Genomic DNA, 22,309 nt, shown 5'->3' on the forward strand with positions numbered 1-22,309 from the left:
GGCGCGGCAGAAGAGGGCGGCGCCCGGGCTTACACGCCCTGTTTCAGGCTTGCGCTGATGAAAGCGTCGAGATCGCCGTCGAGCACGGCCTTGGTGTTGCTGATTTCGACGTTCGTGCGCAGATCCTTGATGCGGCTGTTGTCGAGCACGTAGGAGCGGATCTGGTGGCCCCAGCCCACATCCGACTTGCCCGCTTCGAGCTTGTCCTGCTCCGACTGGCGCTTGCGCATTTCGGCTTCGTACAGGCGCGACTTCAGCATGGCCATGGCTTCGGCGCGGTTGCGGTGCTGCGAGCGGTCGTTCTGGCACTGCACGACGATGCCCGACGGGATGTGCGTGATACGCACGGCGGAGTCGGTCTTGTTGATGTGCTGACCGCCCGCGCCCGAAGCGCGGTACGTGTCGATTCGCAGGTCGGCCGGATTGACTTCGATCTCGAACGAATCGTCGATTTCCGGATACACGAACACCGACGAGAACGACGTGTGGCGTCCGCCCGACGAATCGAACGGCGACTTGCGCACGAGGCGGTGAATGCCGGTTTCGGTGCGCAGGAAGCCGTAGGCGTATTCGCCTTCGACCTTGATCGTTGCGCTCTTGATGCCGGCCACGTCGCCTTCGGACTCTTCGAGCACCTCGGTCTTGAAGCCCTTGCGCTCGCAGTAGCGCACATACTGGCGCAGCAGCATCGAAGCCCAGTCGCAGGCCTCGGTGCCGCCCGCGCCCGCCTGGATGTCGATGAACGCGTTGTTCGGGTCGGCCGGGTTCGCGAACATGCGGCGGAACTCGACGTCGGCGACGCGCGCTTCGATCGCCTGAGCATCGGTTTCGATGGCGACGAGCGTGTCTTCATCGCCTTCCTCGCGGGCCATCTCGAAGAGGTCCTGGGTGTCGCGCGTGTCGTTCTCGATGCCGTCGAGCACGTGCACCACGCCTTCGAGCAGCTTCTTTTCCTTGCCGAGACCCTGTGCGTGTTTGGAGTCGTTCCAGACGTCAGGGTCTTCGAGTTCGCTGTTGACTTCGACGAGCCGTCGGGCTTTTACGTCGTAGTCAAAGATACCCCCGTAGCTCGCCTGCGCGCGTGCGCAGGTCCGCCAAAAGGGCTTCGATCGCGTTGAGACGTTCCGCTTCCATTTGTGTCGTGATCCGGCGTGTAAAACATCAAATTATAGCCGATTGGACATGCATAAAGGGCGCGGCGGACGGTGCGCAGCGCCGGGTTCGCGCCTCATGCGCCCCTCAGAGCGCCGCGTGCTCCACCACGAGCTGCACGCGCGAGACGCCGTTCCACGTGTCGCGCACGAGCCGGTAGGCGACGGTCGTATGCTGCGGCAGCGTCTCGGTGTGGTTGAACCAGATCGCGTTGAAGCGCTGGCGCCCGCGCAGCAGTTGGAGTTTGAGATGCTTGTCCTTCACGAGCGCCTGCGAGGCCACCTCGAATTCGCCCGAGAAAACGGGTGCCGGAAATCCTTGGCCCCAGACGGCCGCGTCGAGCATTTCGACGAAATCGGGCGTGAACCACGCGTCCTCGAGCTCGCCATCGGTCTCCACCGTGCGCGCGAGCGCCTCGGCGGAGAGCCATTCGCGGCCCACGCGCTCGAACGCGGCGGCAAAGCGCGGCACGTCGGCGGCGGCGATTGTCATGCCCGCGGCCATCGCGTGGCCGCCGAACTTGTGGATCAGGCCGGGCTCGCGCTTGCTGATGAGGTCGATTGCGTCGCGCAGATGGAAGCCGGGGATCGATCGGCCCGAGCCCTTCACGAGCTCGCCGTTGTCGTCGGCGGGCGCGAACGTGAACGAGGGGCGGTGGAACTTCTCCTTGAGCCGCCCGGCGACGATGCCGATCACGCCCTGATGCCAGCCCTCGTTGAAGAGCGTGAGCGTGGCGTTGTCCTGCGGATCGACGCTGGCGAGATCGGCGAGCGCCTGCTGCTGCATGCCCGCTTCGATTTCGCGGCGCTCGCGGTTCATCGTATCGAGTTGCTGGGCGAGTTCCCAGGCGCGGCCCACGTCGTCGGTGGTCAGGCATTCGATGCCGAGCGACATGTCGGATAGGCGGCCAGCCGCGTTCAGGCGCGGCCCGAGCGCGAAGCCCAGGTCGAAGCCCGAAGCGCTTTTCGCGTCGCGGCCCGCAGCGCGAAACAGCGCGGCGATGCCGGGCTGCATGCGGCCGTTGCGGATGCGCTGCAAACCCTGTGCGACGAGCACGCGGTTATTGCAGTCGAGCTTGACGACGTCGGCGACGGTGCCGAGCGCGACCAGATCGAGCAAGCCATCCAGACGCGGCTCGGGACGCGTTTCATCGAACCAGCCGCGCTGACGCAGTTCGGCGCGCAAGGCGAGCAGCGTATAGAACATGACGCCCACGCCCGCGATGCACTTGCTCTCGAACGTACAGCCCGGCTGGTTCGGGTTGACGATGGCGCGTGCGTCGGGGAGCGTGTCGCCGGGCAGATGGTGGTCGGTCACGAGCACTTCGATGCCGAGCGCGTTGGCGGCCTCCACGCCCTCCACGCTGGCGATGCCGTTATCCACCGTGATCAGGACATCAGGTGGCCCGCCCTTGCGCTGGGCCGCGAGCGCGACGATCTCGGGCGTGAGGCCATAGCCATACTCGAAACGGTTCGGCACCAGATAGTCGATTTGCGCGCCGAGCATGCGCAGGCCGCGCACGGCCACGGCGCAGGCGGTCGCGCCGTCACAGTCGTAGTCGGCGACCACGAGCATGCGGCACTGCGCTTCGAGCGCGTCGGCGAGCAGAGTCGCGGCGTCGTCGAGCCCCTTCATGCCGGCGGGCGGGAGTAGCCGGTTGAGGCCGGTTTCGATCTCGTCGGGCTGACAAACGCCGCGTGCGGCATAGAGCCGGGCGAGCACCGGGTGCAGGCCGTGACGGACCAGAGCTTCGGTATCGGCGGGGGAGCAGGCGCGGGTGACGATTCGGGTCATGCGTGAGAGGTCATGCGTGAGAGGTCATGTAAGAAGCGCGTGTAAGAAGCGCGTGGAGGAAACGCTGGATGTTATTCGACGAACAGCGACGCGAACTCGCGGCGTCGCCAGAATTTGCGCAGGTCGCCGCGCGTGGCCGTGAGCGTGACCGAACCGGTGTCGCCGCACAGCGTGAAGCCGAGTTCGGCCAGCTCGCCGGCCTGGAGGGCGGCGAGCGCGGGCGCGAACCAGTCGCGCTCGAGCTTCGCGAACGCGGCGTTCCAGCCGCCCCAGTCCTGCTGGATATAGGCCGCGGAGAACGGGTCGAGTTCGACGAGCGTGACGTTGTCCGGCAACGCGTCGCCAGCCGATGCAGGCGCGGCAGTCAGCGCGCGGAACGTCTCGGGCGCCGCGCCGAGTTCCGCGCCGGCGGCGAGCGCTAGCCCGCGCGTGGCCGCCGCGTCCGAGCGCACGCGCGCGAACGCCCGCTTGACCGGGTGCAACGCGCCTTGCGCGTGGAACCAGATCGAGTTGACGGCGGGCAGGCCGCGCGCCTCGCGCGCTTCGTTCACGGGGTGTTCGAACCAGGCCATCTGCACCTCGTTCTGCACCTTCATCCATGCACGCGAGCGCTGGCCCGAGTGCGCCTCGTGAGGCAGCCAGATCTCGATGTTGCGCCCGCTCGCGCGCAGCGGCGACGCGCCCGCGAGCGTGCCGAACTGATCGCTCGACAGATACCAGCGCTGGGGCGTGGGCGCTTCGACGCGCACGCCGAGTTCCTCGATGAGCGGTCGGGCCACGGCGTAGAGCGCTGCGGCATCGGCGTCGGCGAGTTCGAGCGAAGCCGGGTCGATCAGCACCAGATGGTCGTGGGCGATGCGCACGTGCACGGGCTGGATGCAGGCCCAGGTGGCGTCGCCGGGCGTGCCGCCGTCGGCGAGCAGCATCCACGGGGCGAGCGGGGCTTCGTCGTCGGCGCTGCTCACGCCGTTCTTGTCCGCTGTGTCGGCTGCTTTATCGGCCGCCCGGGGCGCGGCCGCGCCGAACGCGCGCGCGATCCATCGCTCGTGCGGGAGCGTGCGCTGAAAATCCTCGCCGATCACCTGCTCGCCCAGCGTCGCGCGCGCGACCAGTTTCGAGAGTGCCGGGAATTCGAGGCCAGCGAGGGCGGTTGAGGCTGCCGCCGCGGATGGCAGCGCGAACGGCACGAGGAGATGGAGTCGGTCGACGGGCATGATGGTGCGCATTGTACTTCGGCGCCGTTGGCGCCGCGGCGGCGTAAAGTCCGTGAGACGTCTCGAGTGTGGCAAACTTCGCGGTTGACCGCCGGTTTGCTGCGGCGCGTAAACTTGATCCAGCAGCTTGCGGGCCGGCGCGCCCCACGCGCAACGAAGACGCACGAAAGGATTCGCTTGAAACTTCCCTACGAATGGCAAATTGGCTGGCGCTACACGCGCGCCGGCAAGCGCACGACCGGCAACGGCTTTATTTCGTTCATCGCGCTCATTTCGATGTCGGGCATTGCGCTTGGCGTGGCGGCGCTCATCGTCGTGCTCTCGGTGATGAACGGCTTTCAGCGCGACGTGCGCGACCGCATGCTCTCGGTGCTGGCGCACATCGAAATTTTTTCGCCGACCGGCGCTATGCCCGACTGGCAGCTCACCGCCAAAGAGGCAAAGAGCAATCCCGAGGTGATCGGTGCCGCGCCCTATGTGGATGCCCAGGCGCTGCTCACGCGCGGCGAGAGCCTGAGCGGCGTCGCGCTGCGTGGCGTCGAGCCGTCCGAAGAGCCGCAGGTGTCCGACATCGGCAAGGAAATGAAGGCGGGCAGCCTGAACGACCTCACGCCAGGGGGCTTCAACATCGTGCTCGGCGGTGACCTTGCCGCGAGTCTCGGCGTGACGAAGGGCGACAAGGTCACGCTGGTCGCGCCCGAAGGCAGCATTACGCCGGCGGGCATGCTGCCGCGCCTGAAGCAGTTCACGGTGGTCGGCGTGTTCGAGTCGGGGCATTACGAGTACGACAGCTCGCTTGCGCTCATCAATATCCGCGACGCCGAAGTGCTCTATCGCCTCTCCGCGCCGAGCGGCGTCCGTCTGCGCCTGAAGGACATGCAGCGCGCGCCCGCGGTGGCGCGCCAGCTCGTGCATACGCTCTCGGGCGACCTTTATATCCGCGACTGGACGCAGCAGAACAAGACCTGGTTCTCGGCCGTGCAGATCGAAAAACGCATGATGTTCATCATTCTCACGCTCATCATCGCAGTGGCGGCGTTCAATCTCGTGTCGTCGCTCGTGATGACCGTCACCAACAAGCAGGCCGACATCGCGATCCTGCGCACGCTCGGCGCGCAGCCCGGCTCGATCATGAAGATCTTCTTCGTGCAGGGCGTGACGATCGGCTTCGCGGGCACCGCCATCGGCATCGCGCTCGGCTGCCTGATCGCGTGGAGCATTCCATGGAGCGTGCCGATGATCGAGCATTTGCTCGGCGTGCAGTTCCTGCCGCCTTCGGTTTATTTCATCAGCGAGCTGCCTTCGGAACTCGTCGCCTCCGACGTGATCCGCATCGGCTCGATTGCGTTCGTGCTGTCCGCGCTGGCGACGCTCTATCCCAGCTGGCGCGCGGCCAAGGTTCGTCCGGCGGAGGCGCTGCGTTATGAATGAACGTCAATCGATTCTCGCCACGGCGGGCGACTATCCGTACGTGCTCGAAGGGCACGGCGTTTCCAAGGTGTTCGGGCAGGGTGCGCTGGCCGTGAACGTGCTGCACGACACCGAGATCTCGGTGAAGCGCGGCGAGAAGCTCGCGATCGTGGGCGCGTCCGGCTCGGGCAAGAGCACGCTGTTGCACGTGCTGGGCGGTCTCGACGAGCCGGGCACCGGCAACGTCAAGCTGCTCGGCAAGCCGTTCACGTCGCTTTCCGAGCGCGATCGCAACGACCTGCGCAATCGCGCGCTGGGCTTCGTCTATCAATTCCATCATCTGCTGCCCGAGTTTTCGGCGCTCGATAACGTGGCGATGCCGCTGCGCATTCGCCGCATGACGCAGGACGACGCGCGCCGCGAAGCGCTCGAGATGCTCGATCGCGTGGGCCTCGCGCATCGCGCGCGGCATCGCCCCGGCGAGCTCTCGGGCGGCGAGCGCCAGCGCGTGGCGATCGCGCGCGCGCTGGTGACGCGGCCCGCCTGTGTCCTCGCGGACGAGCCGACCGGTAATCTCGACGGCAGCACGGCGGAGACGGTGTTCAACCTGATGCTCGAATTGTCCGATCAATTCCAGACGAGCTTTGTGATCGTCACGCACGACCCCGACCTCGCGGCCCGCTGCGACCGCATCGTGCGGCTGCGCGACGGCACCCTGCACGAGGAGCCGGTCGTGCAGGCTTGACGCCCGTGCGTCGCTTGTGCGTAGCAGGAGCGCGTTTGCCAGGTGGATTTTTATGTGGGTAGATACGCATTGCCATCTCGATGCCAGCGAGTTCGACGCCGACCGCGACGCCATGGCGTCGGCCGCGCGCGCGTCGGGCGTCGCACGCATCGTGATCCCCGCCATCGCGCGCGAGAACTTCGCGACCGTGCGCGCGCTTGCGCATCGCACGCCGGGCGCGGTCTACGCGCTCGGGATTCATCCGCTCTATACGCCGCGCGCTCGCGACGAGGATGTCGACGCGCTGCGCGCCGAGGTCGAGGCGAGTCTTGACGATCCGCGCTTCGTCGGTATTGGCGAGATCGGCCTCGACTACTTCGTGCCCGGTCTCGACGACGCGCGCCAACAATACTTCTATGACGCGCAGCTGCGTCTTGCCCGCGAGTTCGACTTGCCCGCGATCTGCCACGTGCGCAAGTCGCAGGATCAGGTGCTCAAGGGCCTGCGCCGCCAAGGCGTGCGTCGTGGCATCGCGCATGCGTTCAACGGCAGCTTCCAGCAGGCGAATGCATTTATCGAGCACGGCATGCATCTGGGCTTCGGCGGCAACGTGACCTTCGAGCGGGCCTTGCAGATCCGGCGCCTCGCGGCGCAATTGCCGATCGAGGCGATCGTCATGGAAACCGATGCGCCCGACATCTCGCCGTCCTGGCTCTATCGGGCGCGCAACACGCCTGACCAGGTGCCGCGCATCGGCGCCGTGCTTGCCGAATTGCGCGGCATGACGCCCGAAGAAATCGCCCTTGGCACAACGGCCAACGCTGTGGCGGCGCTGCCGCGGCTCGCACTTTCGTCTGCATAATTCCTTCGAGGATGGCGCGTTTTATCGCACGATAAAGCGGCTGCATCGGGTGGCGAGCGCAACTCATGCGGCTTGTGCTTGCGCGCCACCCTGAATCGAAGGAGGCGCGATGCGTGCAATGTGGTGCCGATTCGCGCTCGGAGTGATCGTGCTGCAACGCCAGGCGGCATTGCCGGGGTGGGGCGCGTGGCTCGCGTTGGTGGTGCTGGCAGTGCTTGCGGCGCTGGGGGCGATGTGGATGCTGGGCGATGCGCCGGGCGGCCTGCGGAGGTTCGCCGGTTGGATGGCCGTGGGCACGGCCTCGGCCTGCGCAGGCTTCGGCTATGCTGCCTGGCGCAGCCGAGCTGCGGCTCGCCGAAGCGTTGCCGGTGGCCTGGCAGGCACGCGATATCGAGGTGACCGGACATGTCGCTCGCATGCTCGCGCACGACGCAGGCAGGGCAAGCTTCGTGTTTGCCGTGGAGTCGTGGTCCGCCCGCGCCGCTGGTGCGAAGCTGCCGCAACGCATACAACTCACGTGGATGGCGCGCGACGCGCCGTTGCCCCGCATCGAACCCGGCGAACGCTGGCGCCTGAGCGTGCGGCTCAAGCGTCCTCACGGCGAAGGCAACTTCGGGTTGCGCGACACGGAAACCACCTTGCTCTCGCGGGGTGTGCGCGCGACAGGCTACGTCAGCAACTCCGAGCATGCGCGGCGGCTGGCAGTAGATGCACGGGGCGTTGGCGTGCGCATCGAGCGGGTGCGCGAGGCGGTGCGTGCGCGCATCGACGCCATGCTCGCCGATGCGCCGCATCGCGGCATCGTCGTGGCGCTGGCGACCGGCGCGCAGGATGCGGTGAGCGACGCCGACTGACGGCTGCTGCGCAATACCGGCACGAGCCATCTCGTGGCGATTTCTGGGCTGCATCTAACGTTCGTCGCCGGCTTGTCCGGCTGGATCGTGGGCGCGCTCTGGCGGCGTGCGCGCTGGCGTGGCGTCGAAGCGCCGCTGCTCGTGCCGGCACAGAAAATGGCCGTTGCGGGCGCGCTCTGCGTGGCGGCGGCCGACGCTGCGCTGGCCGGATTCAACGTCCCCGTGCAGCGCGCGCTGTGGATGCTCATGGTCACGGCCGCGGCGCTCTGGAGTTCGCGCGAACTGGCGCGCGGCCATGTGCTCGCGTGGGCACTCGGTCTTGTGTTGCTGCGCGATCCGTGGGCGGTCACAGCGGCTGGATTCTGGCTTTCCTTCGGTGCCGTGGCGGCCATCCTGTTCGCGGCGAGCGGGGTGCCGCGCGTGCGGCGAATCGACGATATCGAACTTTCGCCGGAAGAAGCCGATCCGATGCGCGAGAGGACGGAGCAGCCAGAAGCGAATCGTTCGCCACGCCTGGGTGCGTGCCTCCATGCAGTCATTAGTTACGAGCGCTGGCGTCGAATCGCGCGCAGCCTCTGGACCAAGGTGCGGGACGGAGCACGCGTTCAGTGGGCGGTCACCCTTGCACTCGCGCCGCTCACTGCGTATTGGTTCATGCAGATCCCGCTGATTGGGCCACTGGCGAACGCTTTTGCAATTCCGTGGGTCAGCCTGTTCGTGACGCCCACCGTGCTGGCTGGCGTCGTGCTGCCTGCACCACTCGATGCCTTCGCGCTGCGCGCGGCGCATTCGTTGATCGAGGCGCTCGCCACCGCGCTCGCCACGCTGGAAGGGTGGCCGTGGGCCGTGTTGCGCCTGCCCCAGCCCGGCTACTGAGCGCTGGGTTGTGCGGCGGTCGGCGTCGCATGGTGTCTCGCGCCGCGCGGCTGGCCGTTGCGCTGGCTCGCGCCATTCACCTGGTTGCCGCTTCTTGTGCCTCCGCCGAGCGGGCCGCCGTCAGGCACGTTTCGCCTGAGCGCGCTCGACATCGGGCAGGGGACGGCAGTGCTCGTCGAGACCGCGCGGCACACGCTTCTCTTTGATGCCGGCCCTGGGCCGGAATCCACGCATGCAGGCGAGCGGATCGTCGTGCCTTATCTGCAGGCGCATGGCGTGATGCGGCTCGACGCGCTCATGGTGAGCCACGACGATTCCGATCACTCGGGCGGCGCGCAGGCCGTACTCGATGCCATGCCGGTGCATCAGTTCGTCGCGGGTATTCTGCCCGATCATCCACTTTGGGCGAGCGCGCGCCGCGCGGGCGCCGACGCCGTGCAATGCGCCGCCGGCCAGCGCTGGCAGTGGGATGGCGTCACGTTCGAGGTGCTCTGGCCAAGCGCCGGACCGCTCTCCGGCAAACCCAATGCGCATTGCTGCGTGCTGCGCATCTCCACGGCGCCTGGGCGCGGCACCGAGGATGATACGGAAAGCCGCTCCGTCTCCGCTTTGCTCGCCGCCGACATCGAGGCACCCACCGAGCGCACGCTCGTCGCGCGCGACCCCAGCCGTCTGCAGGCCCAGGTGCTGGTCGTGCCGCACCACGGGAGCAAGACCTCGTCGACCGAGCCGTTCCTCGATTCTGTCGGGCCGCGCGTCGCCATTTTTCAGGTAGCCTATTTGAACCGGTTTCACCATCCGCACCCGGGGGTGTTCGCGCGCTACGAGTCGCGCCACATCGTGCTGGCGCGCAGCGACACCGATGGCGCGGCTCGAGTCGAAGCGGCGCCCGGCGCGCTTGGCGTCGAGCGCTTTCGCGATACGCAGCGGCGTTACTGGATGGACAAGGGCGAATGAGGCGCGTGCAAGGGCAGGGAAGTCCGGTGAAGCAGCATCAGCAAATCCAGCAACAGAACTGAGGACCGGAGACAACAGGGCATTGAAGAACGTCATCCACTTTTCGCACGCGAACGGCTTTCCGGCTTCGACCTATCGCACGCTCTTCGCGGAGCTCGGCGACACCCACGAACTGCGCTATATCGAGCGCATCGGCCACGACGCGCGCTACCCCGTGACGCGCGACTGGCCGCATCTCGTCGATCAACTGATCGAGGACATCGGGCGCCGTTACGAAAATCCGGTCTGGCTGGTCGGCCATTCGCTCGGCGGCTATCTCTCGCTGATGGCGGCGCTCAGGAAGCCGCACTGGGTGAGGGGCGTGGTGATGCTCGACTCGCCGGTGATCGCGGGCTGGCGCAGCAGCATGCTCAGATTCTCGCAATGGACGGGACTCGACGAGCGCCTCTCTCCGGCCGCCGTCACGCGCACGCGCCGCACCAGTTGGGCGAACCGCGAAGAGGCCTGGCGCCATTTTCATTCGAAGCCCGCGTTCGCGCGCTGGGACGAGCGCGTGCTGTCCGACTATATCGACTTCGGCATTCCTCAGACCTCGGCCGACGGCACGCGCACGCTCGCGTTCGACCGCCGCACCGAGTACCTGATCTACCGAACCTTGCCGCACACCTTCGGCACGCGGCTCGCGCATGGCTCACCCGTACCGGTCAGCTTTATCGGCGGAACGCGCTCGAAGGAGGTGCGCCAGGTCGGGCTGGCGGCCACGCAGCGCATTGCCGGCGAGCGATTCGAATGGATCGAGGGCAGCCACCTCTACCCGATGGAGCGGCCGATCGAGACGGCGCGCGCAGTGCTGCGCATGCTCTACGCAATGGCCAACGGCAACTGAGCTGCATGGTTTCGCGCGGGCACGCCTGGCGGCGGGTCCGGCAAACATCGCGGCAAGCATCGCGGCAAGCATTGGAAGGGGCGCAATCAGTCCTTCATGGCCGCGCGTCGCCCGATAAAGAGCTCACGCAAAATTCAGGGTTAGCCCTTGCTTTACGGTATAATCCGTTTTTCCCGCGAGCATCCAGCGATGACCAAATATGTTTTCGTCACCGGCGGCGTAGTTTCTTCCCTTGGCAAGGGTATTGCCGCCGCCTCCCTCGCCGCGATCCTCGAATCGCGCGGTCTGAAAGTCACCCTCCTCAAGCTCGATCCCTACATCAACGTCGACCCCGGCACGATGAGCCCGTTTCAGCACGGCGAAGTGTTCGTGACGGAAGACGGAGCGGAAACCGACCTCGACCTCGGCCACTATGAGCGCTTCATCAGCACGAAGATGCGCAAGGCCAACAACTTCACCACGGGCCAGATCTACGAATCGGTGATCCGCAAGGAGCGCCGCGGCGACTATCTGGGCAAGACCGTGCAGGTCATCCCGCACATCACCAACGAAATCCAGGCGTTCATCGAGCGCGGCGCGGCTTCGGCCACCTGTGGCGAGCCGGACGTGGCGATCGTCGAAGTGGGCGGCACGGTGGGCGACATCGAATCGCTGCCGTTCCTCGAGGCCGCGCGCCAGATGAGCCTGCGTCTCGGCCGCAACAGCGCGTGCTTCGTGCACCTTACGCTGGTGCCGTTCATCGCCACGGCTGGCGAGCTCAAGACCAAGCCCACGCAGCACAGCGTGCAGAAGCTGCGCGAAATCGGCATCTATCCGAACGTGCTGCTGTGCCGCGCCGACCGCCGCATTCCCGACGACGAACGCGCGAAGATCTCGATGTTCTCGAACGTGCCCGAAGACGCCGTGATTTCGGTGTGGGACGCGGACAGCATCTACAAGATTCCGCAGATGCTGCACGACCAGGGCCTCGACTCGATCGTCTGCGACGCGCTGAAGCTTTCGGCACGTCCCGCGAATCTGGCGGTGTGGTCGGAGATGGTGGAGAAGCTCGAGAATCCGCAGCATGAAGTCACGATCGGCATGGTCGGCAAGTATGTCGATCTGACCGAGTCGTACAAGTCGCTCATCGAAGCACTGCGCCACGCGTCGATCAAGACCTCGACGAAGGTGAACATCGAATACATCGATTCCGAGCAGATCGACGAAGAGGGCGTTGAAAGCCTCAAGCATCTCGACGCGATTCTCGTGCCGGGCGGTTTCGGCCGTCGCGGCACCGAAGGCAAGATCAAGGCCATTCAGTACGCCCGTGAAGCGAAGGTGCCGTATCTGGGCATCTGCCTCGGCATGCAGCTCGCCGTGATCGAATTCGCGCGCGACGTGGTGGGCCTGAAGCACGCGAACAGCACCGAGTTCGATCCGGACACGCCGGACCGCGTGGTCGCGCTCATCACCGAATGGAAGGACCGCGAAGGCAAGGTCGAGCAGCGCAGCGAAGACTCGGATCTCGGCGGCACCATGCGCCTCGGTTCCCAGCGTTGCCCGATCAAGCCAGGCACGCTTGCATCGGAGATTTATGGCAAGGACGTGAACGAGCGTCACCGTCACCGTTATGAAGTCAATAACGGCTACGTGCCCAAGCTTGAAGCCGGCGGCCTTATCATCAGCGCCCGTACGCCAACCGAGGACCTGCCGGAAATGATGGAGCTGCCGCGCGACATGCACCCGTGGTTCGTGGGCGTTCAGTTCCACCCGGAATTCACGTCCACGCCGCGCGACGGCCATCCGCTGTTCAAGGCCTATGTCGAAGCGGCGGTCGCCCACCAGCAGGCGCACGCTGAGGAGAAAGCATGAATCTGTGCGGTTTCGAGGTCGGTCTCGACAAGCCGTTCTTCCTGATCGCGGGCACCTGTGTCGTCGAATCCGAGCAGATGACGATCGACACGGCGGGCCGCCTGAAGGAAATCACCGCGAAGCTCGGCATTCCGTTCATCTACAAGTCGTCCTACGACAAGGCCAATCGCTCGAGCGGCAAGTCGTTTCGCGGCCTCGGGATGGACGAGGGTCTGCGCATCCTCTCTGAAGTGAAGCGCCAGCTCGGCCTGCCCGTGCTGACCGACGTGCATACGGAAGAAGAGATCGGACCGGTGGCATCGGTCGTGGACGTCCTGCAGACGCCCGCGTTCCTGTGCCGCCAGACCGACTTCATCCATGCGTGCGCGCGCTCGGGCAAGCCGGTGAACATCAAGAAAGGCCAGTTCCTCGCGCCGCACGACATGAAGAACGTGATCGACAAGGCGCGCGATGCGGCGCGTGAGGCAGGTCTTTCCGAAGACCGCTTCATGGCGTGCGAGCGAGGCGTCTCGTTCGGCTACAACAATCTCGTGTCGGACATGCGCTCGCTCGCGATCATGCGCGAGACCGGCGCGCCGGTCGTGTTCGATGCGACCCACTCGGTACAGTTGCCGGGCGGACAGGGCACGAGTTCGGGCGGTCAGCGCGAATTCGTGCCGGTGCTCGCACGCGCGGCCATGGCCACGGGCATCGCGGGTGTCTTCATGGAGACCCATCCGAAGCCCGCCGAGGCGAAATCGGACGGCCCCAATGCCGTGCCGCTCAATCGCATGGCTGATCTGCTCGAAACGCTCGTCACGCTCGACCAGGCGGTCAAGCGCGCACCGTTGCTCGAGAGCGATTTCAACTGATCGCCGGATCAAGCAGCACGCAAGCAATATGCAGTACGCGCCGCTTCGATTGCATGGGCGGCGCGATGGAGGAGCAAAGCGGCGCAAGACCGGCTGTGCAGCAGATGCATAGCCGGCGCGCTGCGGCAAGTTGAACCTGACGACCGCGCAGCCTGTCCCATATGACGGTGTACCCCGAAAGCGCATAGAAGCTGTGCCTCGCGGGTCCGTGTCCATGCATCAGGCGGCTCCGGTCGCGCAAGAAATACAGTCAATTCCTGAGGAAACCATGAGTGCAATCGTAGATATCATCGGTCGCGAGATCCTGGATTCGCGCGGCAATCCTACCGTCGAATGCGACGTGCTCCTCGAGTCGGGCACGATGGGCCGCGCGGCAGTGCCGTCGGGCGCATCGACGGGCTCGCGCGAAGCGATCGAGCTGCGCGACGGCGAAGCCGGCCGCTATAACGGCAAGGGCGTGCTGAAGGCGGTCGAGCACATCAACACCGAAATTTCGGAAGCGATCATGGGCCTCGACGCTTCGGAGCAGGCCTTCCTCGACAAGACCCTGCTGGAGCTCGACGGCACCGACAACAAGTCGCGTCTTGGCGCGAACGCGATGCTGGCCGTTTCGATGGCCGTCGCGAAGGCTGCCGCTGAAGAAGCCGGCCTGCCGCTGTACCGCTACTTCGGCGGCTCGGGCGCGATGCAACTGCCGGTCCCGATGATGAACATCGTCAACGGCGGCGCACACGCTAACAACAGCCTCGACATTCAAGAATTCATGATCGTGCCGGTGAGCCAGCCGACCTTCCGTGAAGCGCTGCGTTGCGGCGCGGAAGTGTTCCACGCGCTCAAGAAGATCCTCTCGGATCGCGGCATGAGCACGGCAGTGGGCGACGAAGGCGGCTTCGCGCCGAACTTCGGCAGCAACGACGAGTGCCTCTCGACCATCCTGCAAGCCATCGAGAAGGCCGGCTACCGCGCCGGTGAAGACGTGCTGCTCGCGCTCGACTGCGCAGCGAGCGAGTTCTACCACGACGGCAAGTACCAGCTCGCGGGCGAAGGCCTGCAACTGTCGTCGGCGGAATTCGCCGACTACCTCGCGACGCTCGCCGACAAGTTCCCGATCGTCTCGATCGAAGACGGCATGCACGAGTCCGACTGGGCCGGCTGGAAGCTGCTGACCGACAAGCTCGGCAAGAAGGTCCAGCTCGTGGGCGACGACCTGTTCGTCACCAACACGCGCATCCTGAAGGAAGGTATCGAGAAGGGCATCGCCAACTCGATCCTCATCAAGATCAACCAGATCGGCACGCTGACGGAAACCTTCGCGGCGATCGAAATGGCCAAGCGCGCGGGCTACACGGCCGTGATCTCGCACCGCTCGGGCGAAACCGAAGACTCGACGATCGCCGACATCGCCGTGGGCCTGAACGCCGGCCAGATCAAGACCGGCTCGCTTTCGCGCAGCGATCGCATCTCGAAGTACAACCAGCTGCTGCGCATCGAGGAAGATCTCGGTGATATCGCCAGCTACCCGGGCAAGTCGGCGTTCTATAACCTCCGTTAAGCGGACCCGCTCCCGGCAGCAGCCTTGCTGTCCTTCTTCGTAATCCCTTTCCGCCGCCCTGCGTCACGCGCAGGGCGGCGTGTATTTATCCGGCACCTTACATGCGGCTTGTTACTGTCGTCCTGATTCTCCTGCTCGCGCTGATTCAGTATCCGCTCTGGTGGGGCCATGGCGGCTGGCTGCGTGTGCATGAACTGCGCGAGCAGCTTGCCAAACAGCAGAAGCAGAACGACGAAGAGAAACTGCGCAACGAACGCATCGCGGGCGAGGTGCAGGATCTCCAGAGCGGCACGGCGGCTGTCGAGGAGCGCGCGCGCTACGAGATGGGCATGGTCAAGGACGGCGAGGTGTTCGTGCAGTTCGTTTCGCCCAACCAGCCGTCGTCTGCCACGCCGACCGGCTCGTCGAACGTTTCCACGCGCGGCGAGATGTCAGCGGCGCCGGTCAAGGTGGTGCCCAACCCGGTGTCGCGCGTTCCGGAGAAGCGGCACGGGCATAGCAAGGATGCAAAGAAGGCAGGCTAGATCTCGCCCTCGAGGGGCAAAAAAGCGCGGCTTCCGTTTGTTGGAAGCCGCGCTTTTTTTATTTCGTGCAGGGTGGGGGATGGGGCGGCATGCTTACCAGCCCCAGCCCGGGTAGCCATAGCCGATACCCGTGCCCCAGCCGCTCCCCCAACCGCCGCTGTAATAGCTGCCATAGACGCTGACAGGCGGCGCATAGGCGCGCGACCAGGCTTGCGCGGCGGCTGCGGCGGTGGTCGCCTGATCCGATTCGGAGAGCGCCTGACGGTCGATCGCATCATAGCGGGCGCGCTCTTCGGGCGTGAGCTGCGGTGTGGTCTGCAAGGCGTCGGCCTGATTCGCGGGCAGGCGGCTGTAGATCGGCGAAGGTCCGGGCGGATCCAGCGTGCAGCCGCTCATGAGCGTGACACCCGCAGCGAGCGCAGCGATCGCGAGCATCGTCTTTGTGCGCGGCAAGCCCCGTGCGCACGATTGCCATGCGAAGGACTTGTTCGAGTTCATTGCTTTTCCTCCATCTGTCGGATGCCTAAGCAACGCTGCCGATGAGCGGGTCCAGTTTCGGCTCAGGGTTGCTGCCGTGCGCCGGCCGCGCAGGCAAGCCAGCGGGCCGGCGTGCCCGCACGCCGAAATCGATCAGTGGCGCCGGTCCTCGGCGGGGGCGACTCCTTCTGAGAGCCCGGGCGTGGCGAAAAGTTGCGCCACGTCGACGGGGTCGAACTCGTAGCGCTGATTGCAATAGTCGCAGTGAATTTCGACGTGGCCCCGCTCCTCGATCACGCCGTCGACCTCCTCGCGGCCCAGCATCTTGAGCATGGCGCCCACCTTTTCGCGCGAGCAGCTGCACAGAAAGCGTGTGGACACGGGCTCGAAGTGGTTCACGTTCTCTTGCCAGAAGAGGCGGCGAAACAGCGTTTCGGGCTCCTGCTCGAGCAACTCTTCGCGCGTGAGCGTGCCGCCGAGCGTGCAGACGCGCTCCCACGTGTCGGCGTCGAGTTCGTGCGGGTGTGGCACGATGCCGCCATCGCCGGGGAGCTTCTGCAGCAGCATGCCCACCGCGCGGTCGTCGTTTGCACCTAGCCACAGGCGCGTGTCGAGCTGCTCGGAGTGATGCATGTAGTGCTCGAGCACTTCCGCGATGGACCCAAGCGGGCCGTTCTCGCCATTCAGCGGCACGATGCCCTGGTAGGGCTGCTGGCCCGGCTGTTTGTTGGCCGGATCGAGCGTGATCACGCAACGGCCCTGGCCGCTCACGTTGATGAGATCGGCGAGCGTCGTGCCAACGGCCAGCGCAGCCAAGTCCTTGGCTTCGACGCCTTCTGCGAGCCGCGCGGTCGCGCGCATCGAGAGGTCGGAGCTGCACTGCACGACCAGCATGCGCACGGGGCCATCGCCGAGGATCTGCATGATCAGCGTACCGTCGAACTTCAGGTTGGCCGAGAGCAGGGCGCAGGCCGCCATCATTTCGCCCAGCACGGTGCGCACGGGCGCCGGGTACTGACGGCGCGTCAGCACCTCTTGCCACGTGTTGCGCAACGAGACAATCTCGCCGCGCACGGGGGCTGCGCTGAACATGAATTTTTGCAACTGGTCGTTCACAATCTTTTCCTTCATTTGATTCTTGGCTAGCGCGTCCCGCGAGTCGCGGCGGCGAGGCGAGCCGCCTTTAGCCGATCCGCACGAGCTGCGCCTTGAAATACTCGCGGCGCTCCGCGTAGACATCCGCGTTGCGCTTGAGACCCGCAATGTCGGCCTCGGTCAGCTCACGCACGACCTTGGCCGGCGCGCCAAGGATGAGCGAGTTATCGGGGAACACCTTGCCTTCCGTTACCACGGCGCCGGCGCCAACCAGACAGTTGCGGCCGATCACCGCACCATTCAAGACCACGGCCTGAATGCCGATGAGCGCGCCTTCCTTGACCGTGCAGCCGTGCAGCATGGCCTGGTGCCCGACCGTCACATTGGCTTCGAGCGTAAGCGGGAAGCCAGGGTCGGTGTGCAGTACCGCGCCTTCCTGAACATTGCTGCGCGCGCCCACCTTGACTGGCTCGTTGTCGCCGCGCAGGGTCGCGCCAAACCAGACGCTCGACTCCTCGGCGAGTTCGACCTTGCCGATGACGGTGGCGTTGTCGGCGACAAATACGCTCTCGTGAATGGTGGGCGCTGCTTCGCCAAGCTTGTAGATGGCCACGGTGTTACGTCTCCTTTTATCTGCTGGGGGCGGCTGTGGCATGCGCTCAAGGGCGCTGCGGGCCGGGTGAATCGCGTATTGTAAACGGTTGCGTCCGTGCGCTCTCGCCGCCTCAATCGCGCGGGGTGGCGTGCCTGACGCGCTTGCAGTGTGCCGGCCGCGCATCCGGTGGTTTTTGTTGATTTTTGTCCCGATTCTGGTCTTTTCTGGTCTTTTTTGCGATGAGTTCCGTGTTTTCCGAAGCCGCCAACTCGACTGATGGCGCCCAGAGCCGCGCCAACTGGCGCGCCGCCGCGCTCGACGCCCTGCGCGAGCGCGATTCGCTTGCCAAAGCTGAAGCCGTTGGCGCACTCCATGCCGAGGTGCTGCGCGCCGCGCCCCAAGGCGCCGTGCACTGGGACGCGACGCGAACACTCGTGGCGCCCTCAGATCTCCCGGGCCGCCCGGCACGCCCGGAACTGGTCGAGCCGCGCAGCTTGCAGCGCCGCAGCATGAGCACGCCGCAAGGGCGCGTCGTGCTGCTGCACGCGCTGGCGCATATCGAATTCAATGCGATCAATCTCGCGCTCGACGCCGTATGGCGCTTCGCCAACCTGCCCGACGCCTTCTATGCTGACTGGCTGAGAGTGGCGGCCGAGGAGGCGTATCACTTCTCGCTGCTGCGCCAGCGGCTGGCGGACTACGGCCACATCTACGGCGATTTCCCGGCGCACAACGGCCTCTGGGAAATGTGCGAGCGCACGAGCGACGACGTGCTCGCGCGCATGGCACTGGTGCCGCGCGTGCTGGAGGCGCGCGGCCTCGACGCCTCGCCGCCCATCCGCGCGCGCCTGAAACAGGCCGGCGACGACGAATCCGCCGCGATCCTCGACATCATCCTGCGCGACGAAGTCGGGCACGTACGCATCGGCAATCACTGGTTCCGTTATCTGTGCGAGACGCGCGGTCTCGATCCCCACGCGGCATGGCTCGCGCTCGCCGCGCAGTACAACGCGCCGCGCATGCGCGGGCCGTTCAATTTCGAGGCGCGCCGCGCGGCGGGCTTCGATCAGGCCGAACTCGACACGCTGACGGCGCAGGATGCCGCTGCGGCGAGCGAATCCGCCGCCCGCAGCGGCACAGAGGAAAAGTGAAAGGGCGCTGGCCCATCTGTCAGATGGTACCGATATAATCGAACGATCATTCGTTTATGCGCGTGCAATGAATCTTTCCCGATCCGAATTCGTCGACGTGAACGGCATCCGCCTGCACGTGCGTCGCTGGGGCGCCGAAGACGCGCCCACGCTCTTCATGCTGCATGGCTGGATGGACGTGGCCGCCTCGTTCCAGTTCGTCGTCGATGCGCTCGGCGGCAACTGGCAGGTGATCGCGCCGGATATGCGCGGCTTCGGCCTGTCCAACTGGCCGGCGGCGCAGCAGGGCGCGGGCGGCTACTGGTTCCACGATTACCTCGCCGACCTGGACGCGCTGCTCGATCATTACGCGCCTGAAGCACAAGCGGGCGCGGTGAACCTGGTCGGGCACAGCCTTGGCGCGAATGTCGTGTGCTTCTACGCTGGCGTGCGGCCCGAACGCGTGCGGCGCGTGGTCGACCTGGAAGGCTTCGGCATGCCGGCGACCGTGCCCGCGCAGGCGCCGGGCCGCGTGCGCCAATGGCTCAACGAAATGCGTGTGCCGCCGCAATTGCGCCCCTACGCCACGCTCGACGATGTGGCCGCGCGGCTCGTGAAGACGAACCCGCGCCTCGTGCCGGCGCGCGCGCGTTTCCTCGCCCAGCACTGGTCGAAGCCTGTCGTCGGCGAGCATGGCGAAGGCGGCTACATGCTGCTCGGCGATCCCGCGCACAAGATGGTCAATCCAGTGCTGTACCGCCTCGAAGAGGTCATGGCGGTCTGGGCATGCGTGCGCGCGAAGGTGCTGCATGTCGAAGCCACGCAGTCGGAGACGCTGGCGCGCCTCGCGGGCAAGGTGCCCATCGATGTCTTCAAGAAGCGCTTCGAGGCCTTTCCCGACTGGCGAGAGCGCTTCATCGACGACGCGGGCCATATGGTCCATCACGATCAGCCGGAAGCGGTCGCCCATCTCATCGAGGCCTTCTGCGCAGGCTAGCCCGGTTCCGCCGTCTCGAACCGTCTTCGCCGCATTGCAGTAAAATGGATCGTTATTATTTTCAAGCCTGTTTTTAAGCCTGCGATGAACGCCGACCTCCATTGTCACTCCACTGTCTCCGACGGCCAAATGGCTCCGGCTGCCGTTGCGCAGCTGGCGCAGGCGGGCGGCGTGGCATTGTGGGCGCTCACCGATCACGACGAGCTGGGCGGCCAGCGCGAGGCGCGAGCCGCCGCCGAGGCGCTCGGCATGCGCTATCTCAACGGCGTCGAGATTTCGGTCACGTGGGCGTCGCGCACAGTGCACATCGTCGGCCTGCATGTCGATCCCGAATGCGCGGCGCTCGTCGACGGACTCGCTCGCACGCGCGATGGCCGAGCCGCGCGCGCCGAGGCGATTGGCGAGCGTCTGGAAGCGCTAGGCATCCCGGACGCCTACGAAGGCGCGCTTCAATACGTCTCGAATCCCGATCTGATTTCACGTACCCATTTCGCGCGTTTTCTTGTCGAATCGGGCCGCGCGCAGCACACTCAGGACGCGTTTTCGCGCTGGCTGGGCGAGGGCAAGCCGGGCTATGTCGCGCATCGCTGGGCCAAACTCGCGGATGCCGTCGCGTGGATCAAGGCCGCGGGCGGCGAGGCCGTGGTCGCTCACCCTGGCCGCTACCACTACACGCTGCTCGAATTCGACACGTTCTTTGGCGAATTCATCGATCTCGGCGGCAAGGCCATCGAAGTCGTCACGGGCAGCCATACGCCCGACCAGTACGGCGAATACGCCGCCGTTGCGCGTCGCTTCGGCTTCGAGGCGTCGCGCGGCTCGGACTTTCACGCCCCCGGCGAGGAGGCGATCATGCCGGGCTCGCTGCCGCCTCTGCCTTCCGATCTCAAGCCTGTCTGGGAGCGATGGCTCTAGGCCGCGCGCGCAGCGTGGCCCATCTCCGCCGTTCTTGCGTCACTGCGCGGTTCGCCGTTTTTCGCGCGGTTATTCGCGTAGTTCCTCGCGCAGTTCTTCGTTTTCGTGCCGTCCGGTTGGTTTTGCTGTTTGTGCAATTGCATCACCATGGCGCGACGCGTTGCCTGTTCCGTCCTGTCTCCGTTAGCTGATAGCTGATTACTGCCATGTCACAGTTTTTTCGGCTTCACCCAGAAAATCCGCAGCCGCGCCTCGTCAAGCAGGCCGTGCAGATCATCCGCGATGGCGGGGTGATCGCGCTGCCCACCGATTCGAGCTACGCGCTCGCGGCACGCATCGACGACAAGCAGGCCGCCGAGCGTCTGCGCCGCATTCGCGCGCTCAACGAAAAGGCGCTGCTCTCGCTGATGGTGCGCGATCTTTCCGAGCTCGCTAATTTCGCGATGGTGGATAACCGCCAATACCGGCTCATCAAGTCGGTGACGCCCGGGCCCTACGTATTCGTGCTGGAAGCGACCAAGGAAGTCCCGCGACGGCTCTCGCACCCCTCGCGCAAGACCATCGGGCTGCGCGTGCCGGGTCATGCGATTCCGCTCGCGATTCTCGAGGAACTGGGCGAGCCGCTGCTCGCCTCGACATTGATCCTGCCGCCCGACACCGAGCCGCTCAACGACCCTGACGAAATCCGCGAGCGCCTCGAAAAGCAGCTCGATCTCGTGATTGACGGTGGGGCGTGTCCGCGCGAGTCGTCCACCGTCATCGACCTCACCGGCGACGAGCCCGTGCTCGTGCGCGCGGGGCTCGGCGATCTTGCGCCGTTCGGCCTGAAGGAGCCAGCTTGATGCGCGCGGCCTGCGTGCGCGTCGGCGCATTGGCTCCGGCATTGGTTCCGCATTGACAGCGCGTTGTTACAATACGCCGCCATGGACGCCAACATTATTCAGACGCTCGTCGTCTACGCCTTGCCGGTGATCTTCGCGATCACGCTGCATGAAGCCGCCCACGGATACGTCGCTCGTCTGCTCGGCGACAATACCGCCTATGTGCTGGGCCGCGTGTCGCTCAATCCGATGCGCCATATCGATCCGGTCGGCACGATCGCGATGCCGCTCATCCTCTATTTCCTGACGAGCGGCGCGTTCGTGTTCGGCTATGCCAAGCCGGTGCCGATTTCGTTTGGCAATCTGCGCAATCCCCGCTGGGGCACGCTATGGGTCGCCGCCGCGGGGCCAGCCTGCAACTTCGTGCAGGCGCTCATTTGGGGCGTGGTCGGCGTGGGGCTGGCCGTGTTCGGCGTCGAGGAGCCGTTCTTCACGCGTATGGCGGCTGCCGGCGTGGGCGTGAATCTGGTGCTCGGCGTGCTGAATCTCTTTCCGCTGCCGCCGCTCGACGGCGGGCGGGTGCTCGCGGCGCTGCTGCCCACGCGCGCGAGCATTGCGCTCTCGCGCCTCGAGCCCTATGGTTTCATCATCGTGATGGCGCTCCTCGTGAGCGGCGTCTTTACGCGCTTCTGGCTGCGCCCGCTCGTGTCGCTCGGCTACGACGCGGTGACGGCTATCCTTACCCCTCTTGTATCGCTTCTCTCATAACATC

19 protein-coding genes and 1 pseudogene are annotated in these 22,309 nt (G+C 65.8%); 14 read left to right on the forward strand and 6 right to left on the reverse strand.

Annotation, left to right across the window (positions count from 1 at the left end):
* Positions 1-29: 29 nt before the first annotated feature.
* The 3 genes from prfB to P5W99_RS06260 all read right to left on the reverse strand — a co-directional run bounded on the left by prfB (position 30) and on the right by P5W99_RS06260 (position 4,172).
* Positions 30-1,134 (reverse strand): peptide chain release factor 2 gene (prfB, locus tag P5W99_RS06250; RefSeq protein ID WP_421023713.1). Its coding sequence is split into 2 segments (ribosomal slippage): positions 30-1,052 and positions 1,054-1,134, totalling 1,104 coding nucleotides; the frame shifts between segments, so codons are not numbered across the junction.
* Positions 1,135-1,239: 105 nt separating this feature from the next.
* Positions 1,240-2,946 carry a single-stranded-DNA-specific exonuclease RecJ gene (gene recJ, locus P5W99_RS06255; protein WP_421023714.1) on the reverse strand — a complete coding sequence of 569 codons (1,707 nt, stop codon included), beginning with the start codon at positions 2,944-2,946 and terminating at the stop codon, positions 1,240-1,242.
* Between the two features lie 71 nt (positions 2,947-3,017).
* Positions 3,018-4,172 (reverse strand): regulator, encoded by a 1,155-nt coding sequence (locus P5W99_RS06260; RefSeq protein ID WP_421043945.1) that lies wholly within the window; start codon positions 4,170-4,172, stop codon positions 3,018-3,020.
* 165 nt (positions 4,173-4,337) lie between these two features.
* Between P5W99_RS06260 and P5W99_RS06265 the strand changes: the two genes are divergently transcribed.
* From P5W99_RS06265 to ftsB, 9 genes and pseudogenes are all read left to right on the forward strand, one after another.
* The gene (locus P5W99_RS06265; protein ID WP_421023716.1) at positions 4,338-5,591 is read left to right on the forward strand and encodes a lipoprotein-releasing ABC transporter permease subunit; all 1,254 of its coding nucleotides are present in this window, start codon (positions 4,338-4,340) and stop codon (positions 5,589-5,591) included.
* A complete protein-coding gene (lolD, locus tag P5W99_RS06270; RefSeq protein WP_434662229.1) occupies positions 5,584-6,315 on the forward strand; it encodes a lipoprotein-releasing ABC transporter ATP-binding protein LolD in 732 nt (243 codons plus the stop codon). The genes P5W99_RS06265 and lolD overlap by 8 nt, the downstream gene beginning before the upstream one ends.
* 52 nt (positions 6,316-6,367) lie before the next feature.
* A complete protein-coding gene (locus tag P5W99_RS06275) occupies positions 6,368-7,156 on the forward strand; it encodes a TatD family hydrolase (protein ID WP_421079364.1) in 789 nt (262 codons plus the stop codon).
* A gap of 109 nt (positions 7,157-7,265) precedes the next feature.
* Positions 7,266-9,843, forward strand: a pseudogene (locus P5W99_RS06280) (DNA internalization-related competence protein ComEC/Rec2).
* An 82-nt stretch (positions 9,844-9,925) separates the two neighbouring features.
* Positions 9,926-10,729, forward strand: a complete 804-nt coding sequence (locus tag P5W99_RS06285) for an alpha/beta fold hydrolase (protein WP_434662230.1) — start codon at positions 9,926-9,928, stop codon at positions 10,727-10,729.
* Between the two features lie 189 nt (positions 10,730-10,918).
* The gene (locus P5W99_RS06290) at positions 10,919-12,580 is read left to right on the forward strand and encodes a CTP synthase (RefSeq protein WP_421043940.1); all 1,662 of its coding nucleotides are present in this window, start codon (positions 10,919-10,921) and stop codon (positions 12,578-12,580) included.
* Positions 12,577-13,431, forward strand: a complete 855-nt coding sequence (gene kdsA, locus P5W99_RS06295; RefSeq protein WP_421023722.1) for a 3-deoxy-8-phosphooctulonate synthase — start codon at positions 12,577-12,579, stop codon at positions 13,429-13,431. The genes P5W99_RS06290 and kdsA overlap by 4 nt, the downstream gene beginning before the upstream one ends.
* 268 nt (positions 13,432-13,699) lie before the next feature.
* A complete protein-coding gene (gene eno, locus P5W99_RS06300) occupies positions 13,700-14,983 on the forward strand; it encodes a phosphopyruvate hydratase (RefSeq protein ID WP_028216897.1) in 1,284 nt (427 codons plus the stop codon).
* Between the two features lie 101 nt (positions 14,984-15,084).
* A complete protein-coding gene (gene ftsB, locus P5W99_RS06305) occupies positions 15,085-15,507 on the forward strand; it encodes a cell division protein FtsB (protein WP_421043939.1) in 423 nt (140 codons plus the stop codon).
* Between the two features lie 93 nt (positions 15,508-15,600).
* Here ftsB and P5W99_RS06310 read toward each other — a convergent pair whose 3' ends face one another.
* The 3 genes from P5W99_RS06310 to P5W99_RS06320 form a co-directional block, all read right to left on the reverse strand.
* A complete protein-coding gene (locus tag P5W99_RS06310) occupies positions 15,601-16,005 on the reverse strand; it encodes a hypothetical protein (RefSeq protein WP_434662233.1) in 405 nt (134 codons plus the stop codon).
* A gap of 132 nt (positions 16,006-16,137) precedes the next feature.
* Positions 16,138-17,100, reverse strand: coding sequence for an Hsp33 family molecular chaperone HslO (gene hslO / locus P5W99_RS06315; protein ID WP_421025198.1), 963 nt, complete (start codon positions 17,098-17,100; stop codon positions 16,138-16,140).
* Positions 17,101-17,167: 67 nt separating this feature from the next.
* Complete coding sequence (locus P5W99_RS06320) at positions 17,168-17,692, reverse strand: gamma carbonic anhydrase family protein (RefSeq protein WP_421023725.1); 525 nt, start codon at positions 17,690-17,692, stop codon at positions 17,168-17,170.
* A gap of 221 nt (positions 17,693-17,913) precedes the next feature.
* On the opposite strand from P5W99_RS06320, the gene P5W99_RS06325 reads away from it, so the two are divergent.
* The 5 genes from P5W99_RS06325 to P5W99_RS06345 all read left to right on the forward strand — a co-directional run bounded on the left by P5W99_RS06325 (position 17,914) and on the right by P5W99_RS06345 (position 22,305).
* Positions 17,914-18,825 carry a ferritin-like domain-containing protein gene (locus P5W99_RS06325; protein WP_434662235.1) on the forward strand — a complete coding sequence of 304 codons (912 nt, stop codon included), beginning with the start codon at positions 17,914-17,916 and terminating at the stop codon, positions 18,823-18,825.
* Between the two features lie 67 nt (positions 18,826-18,892).
* Complete coding sequence (locus P5W99_RS06330; RefSeq protein ID WP_434662236.1) at positions 18,893-19,801, forward strand: alpha/beta fold hydrolase; 909 nt, start codon at positions 18,893-18,895, stop codon at positions 19,799-19,801.
* A gap of 84 nt (positions 19,802-19,885) precedes the next feature.
* Positions 19,886-20,716, forward strand: a complete 831-nt coding sequence (locus P5W99_RS06335; protein WP_434662238.1) for a 3',5'-nucleoside bisphosphate phosphatase — start codon at positions 19,886-19,888, stop codon at positions 20,714-20,716.
* A 206-nt stretch (positions 20,717-20,922) separates the two neighbouring features.
* Positions 20,923-21,558 (forward strand): L-threonylcarbamoyladenylate synthase, encoded by a 636-nt coding sequence (locus tag P5W99_RS06340; RefSeq protein WP_421043934.1) that lies wholly within the window; start codon positions 20,923-20,925, stop codon positions 21,556-21,558.
* Between the two features lie 81 nt (positions 21,559-21,639).
* A complete protein-coding gene (locus tag P5W99_RS06345) occupies positions 21,640-22,305 on the forward strand; it encodes a site-2 protease family protein (protein ID WP_421023730.1) in 666 nt (221 codons plus the stop codon).
* The last annotated feature ends 4 nt before the right edge of the window (positions 22,306-22,309 follow it).

The organism is Paraburkholderia sp. A3BS-1L (genome assembly GCF_051125215.1).
Taxonomy (GTDB): Bacteria; Pseudomonadota; Gammaproteobacteria; order Burkholderiales; family Burkholderiaceae; genus Paraburkholderia.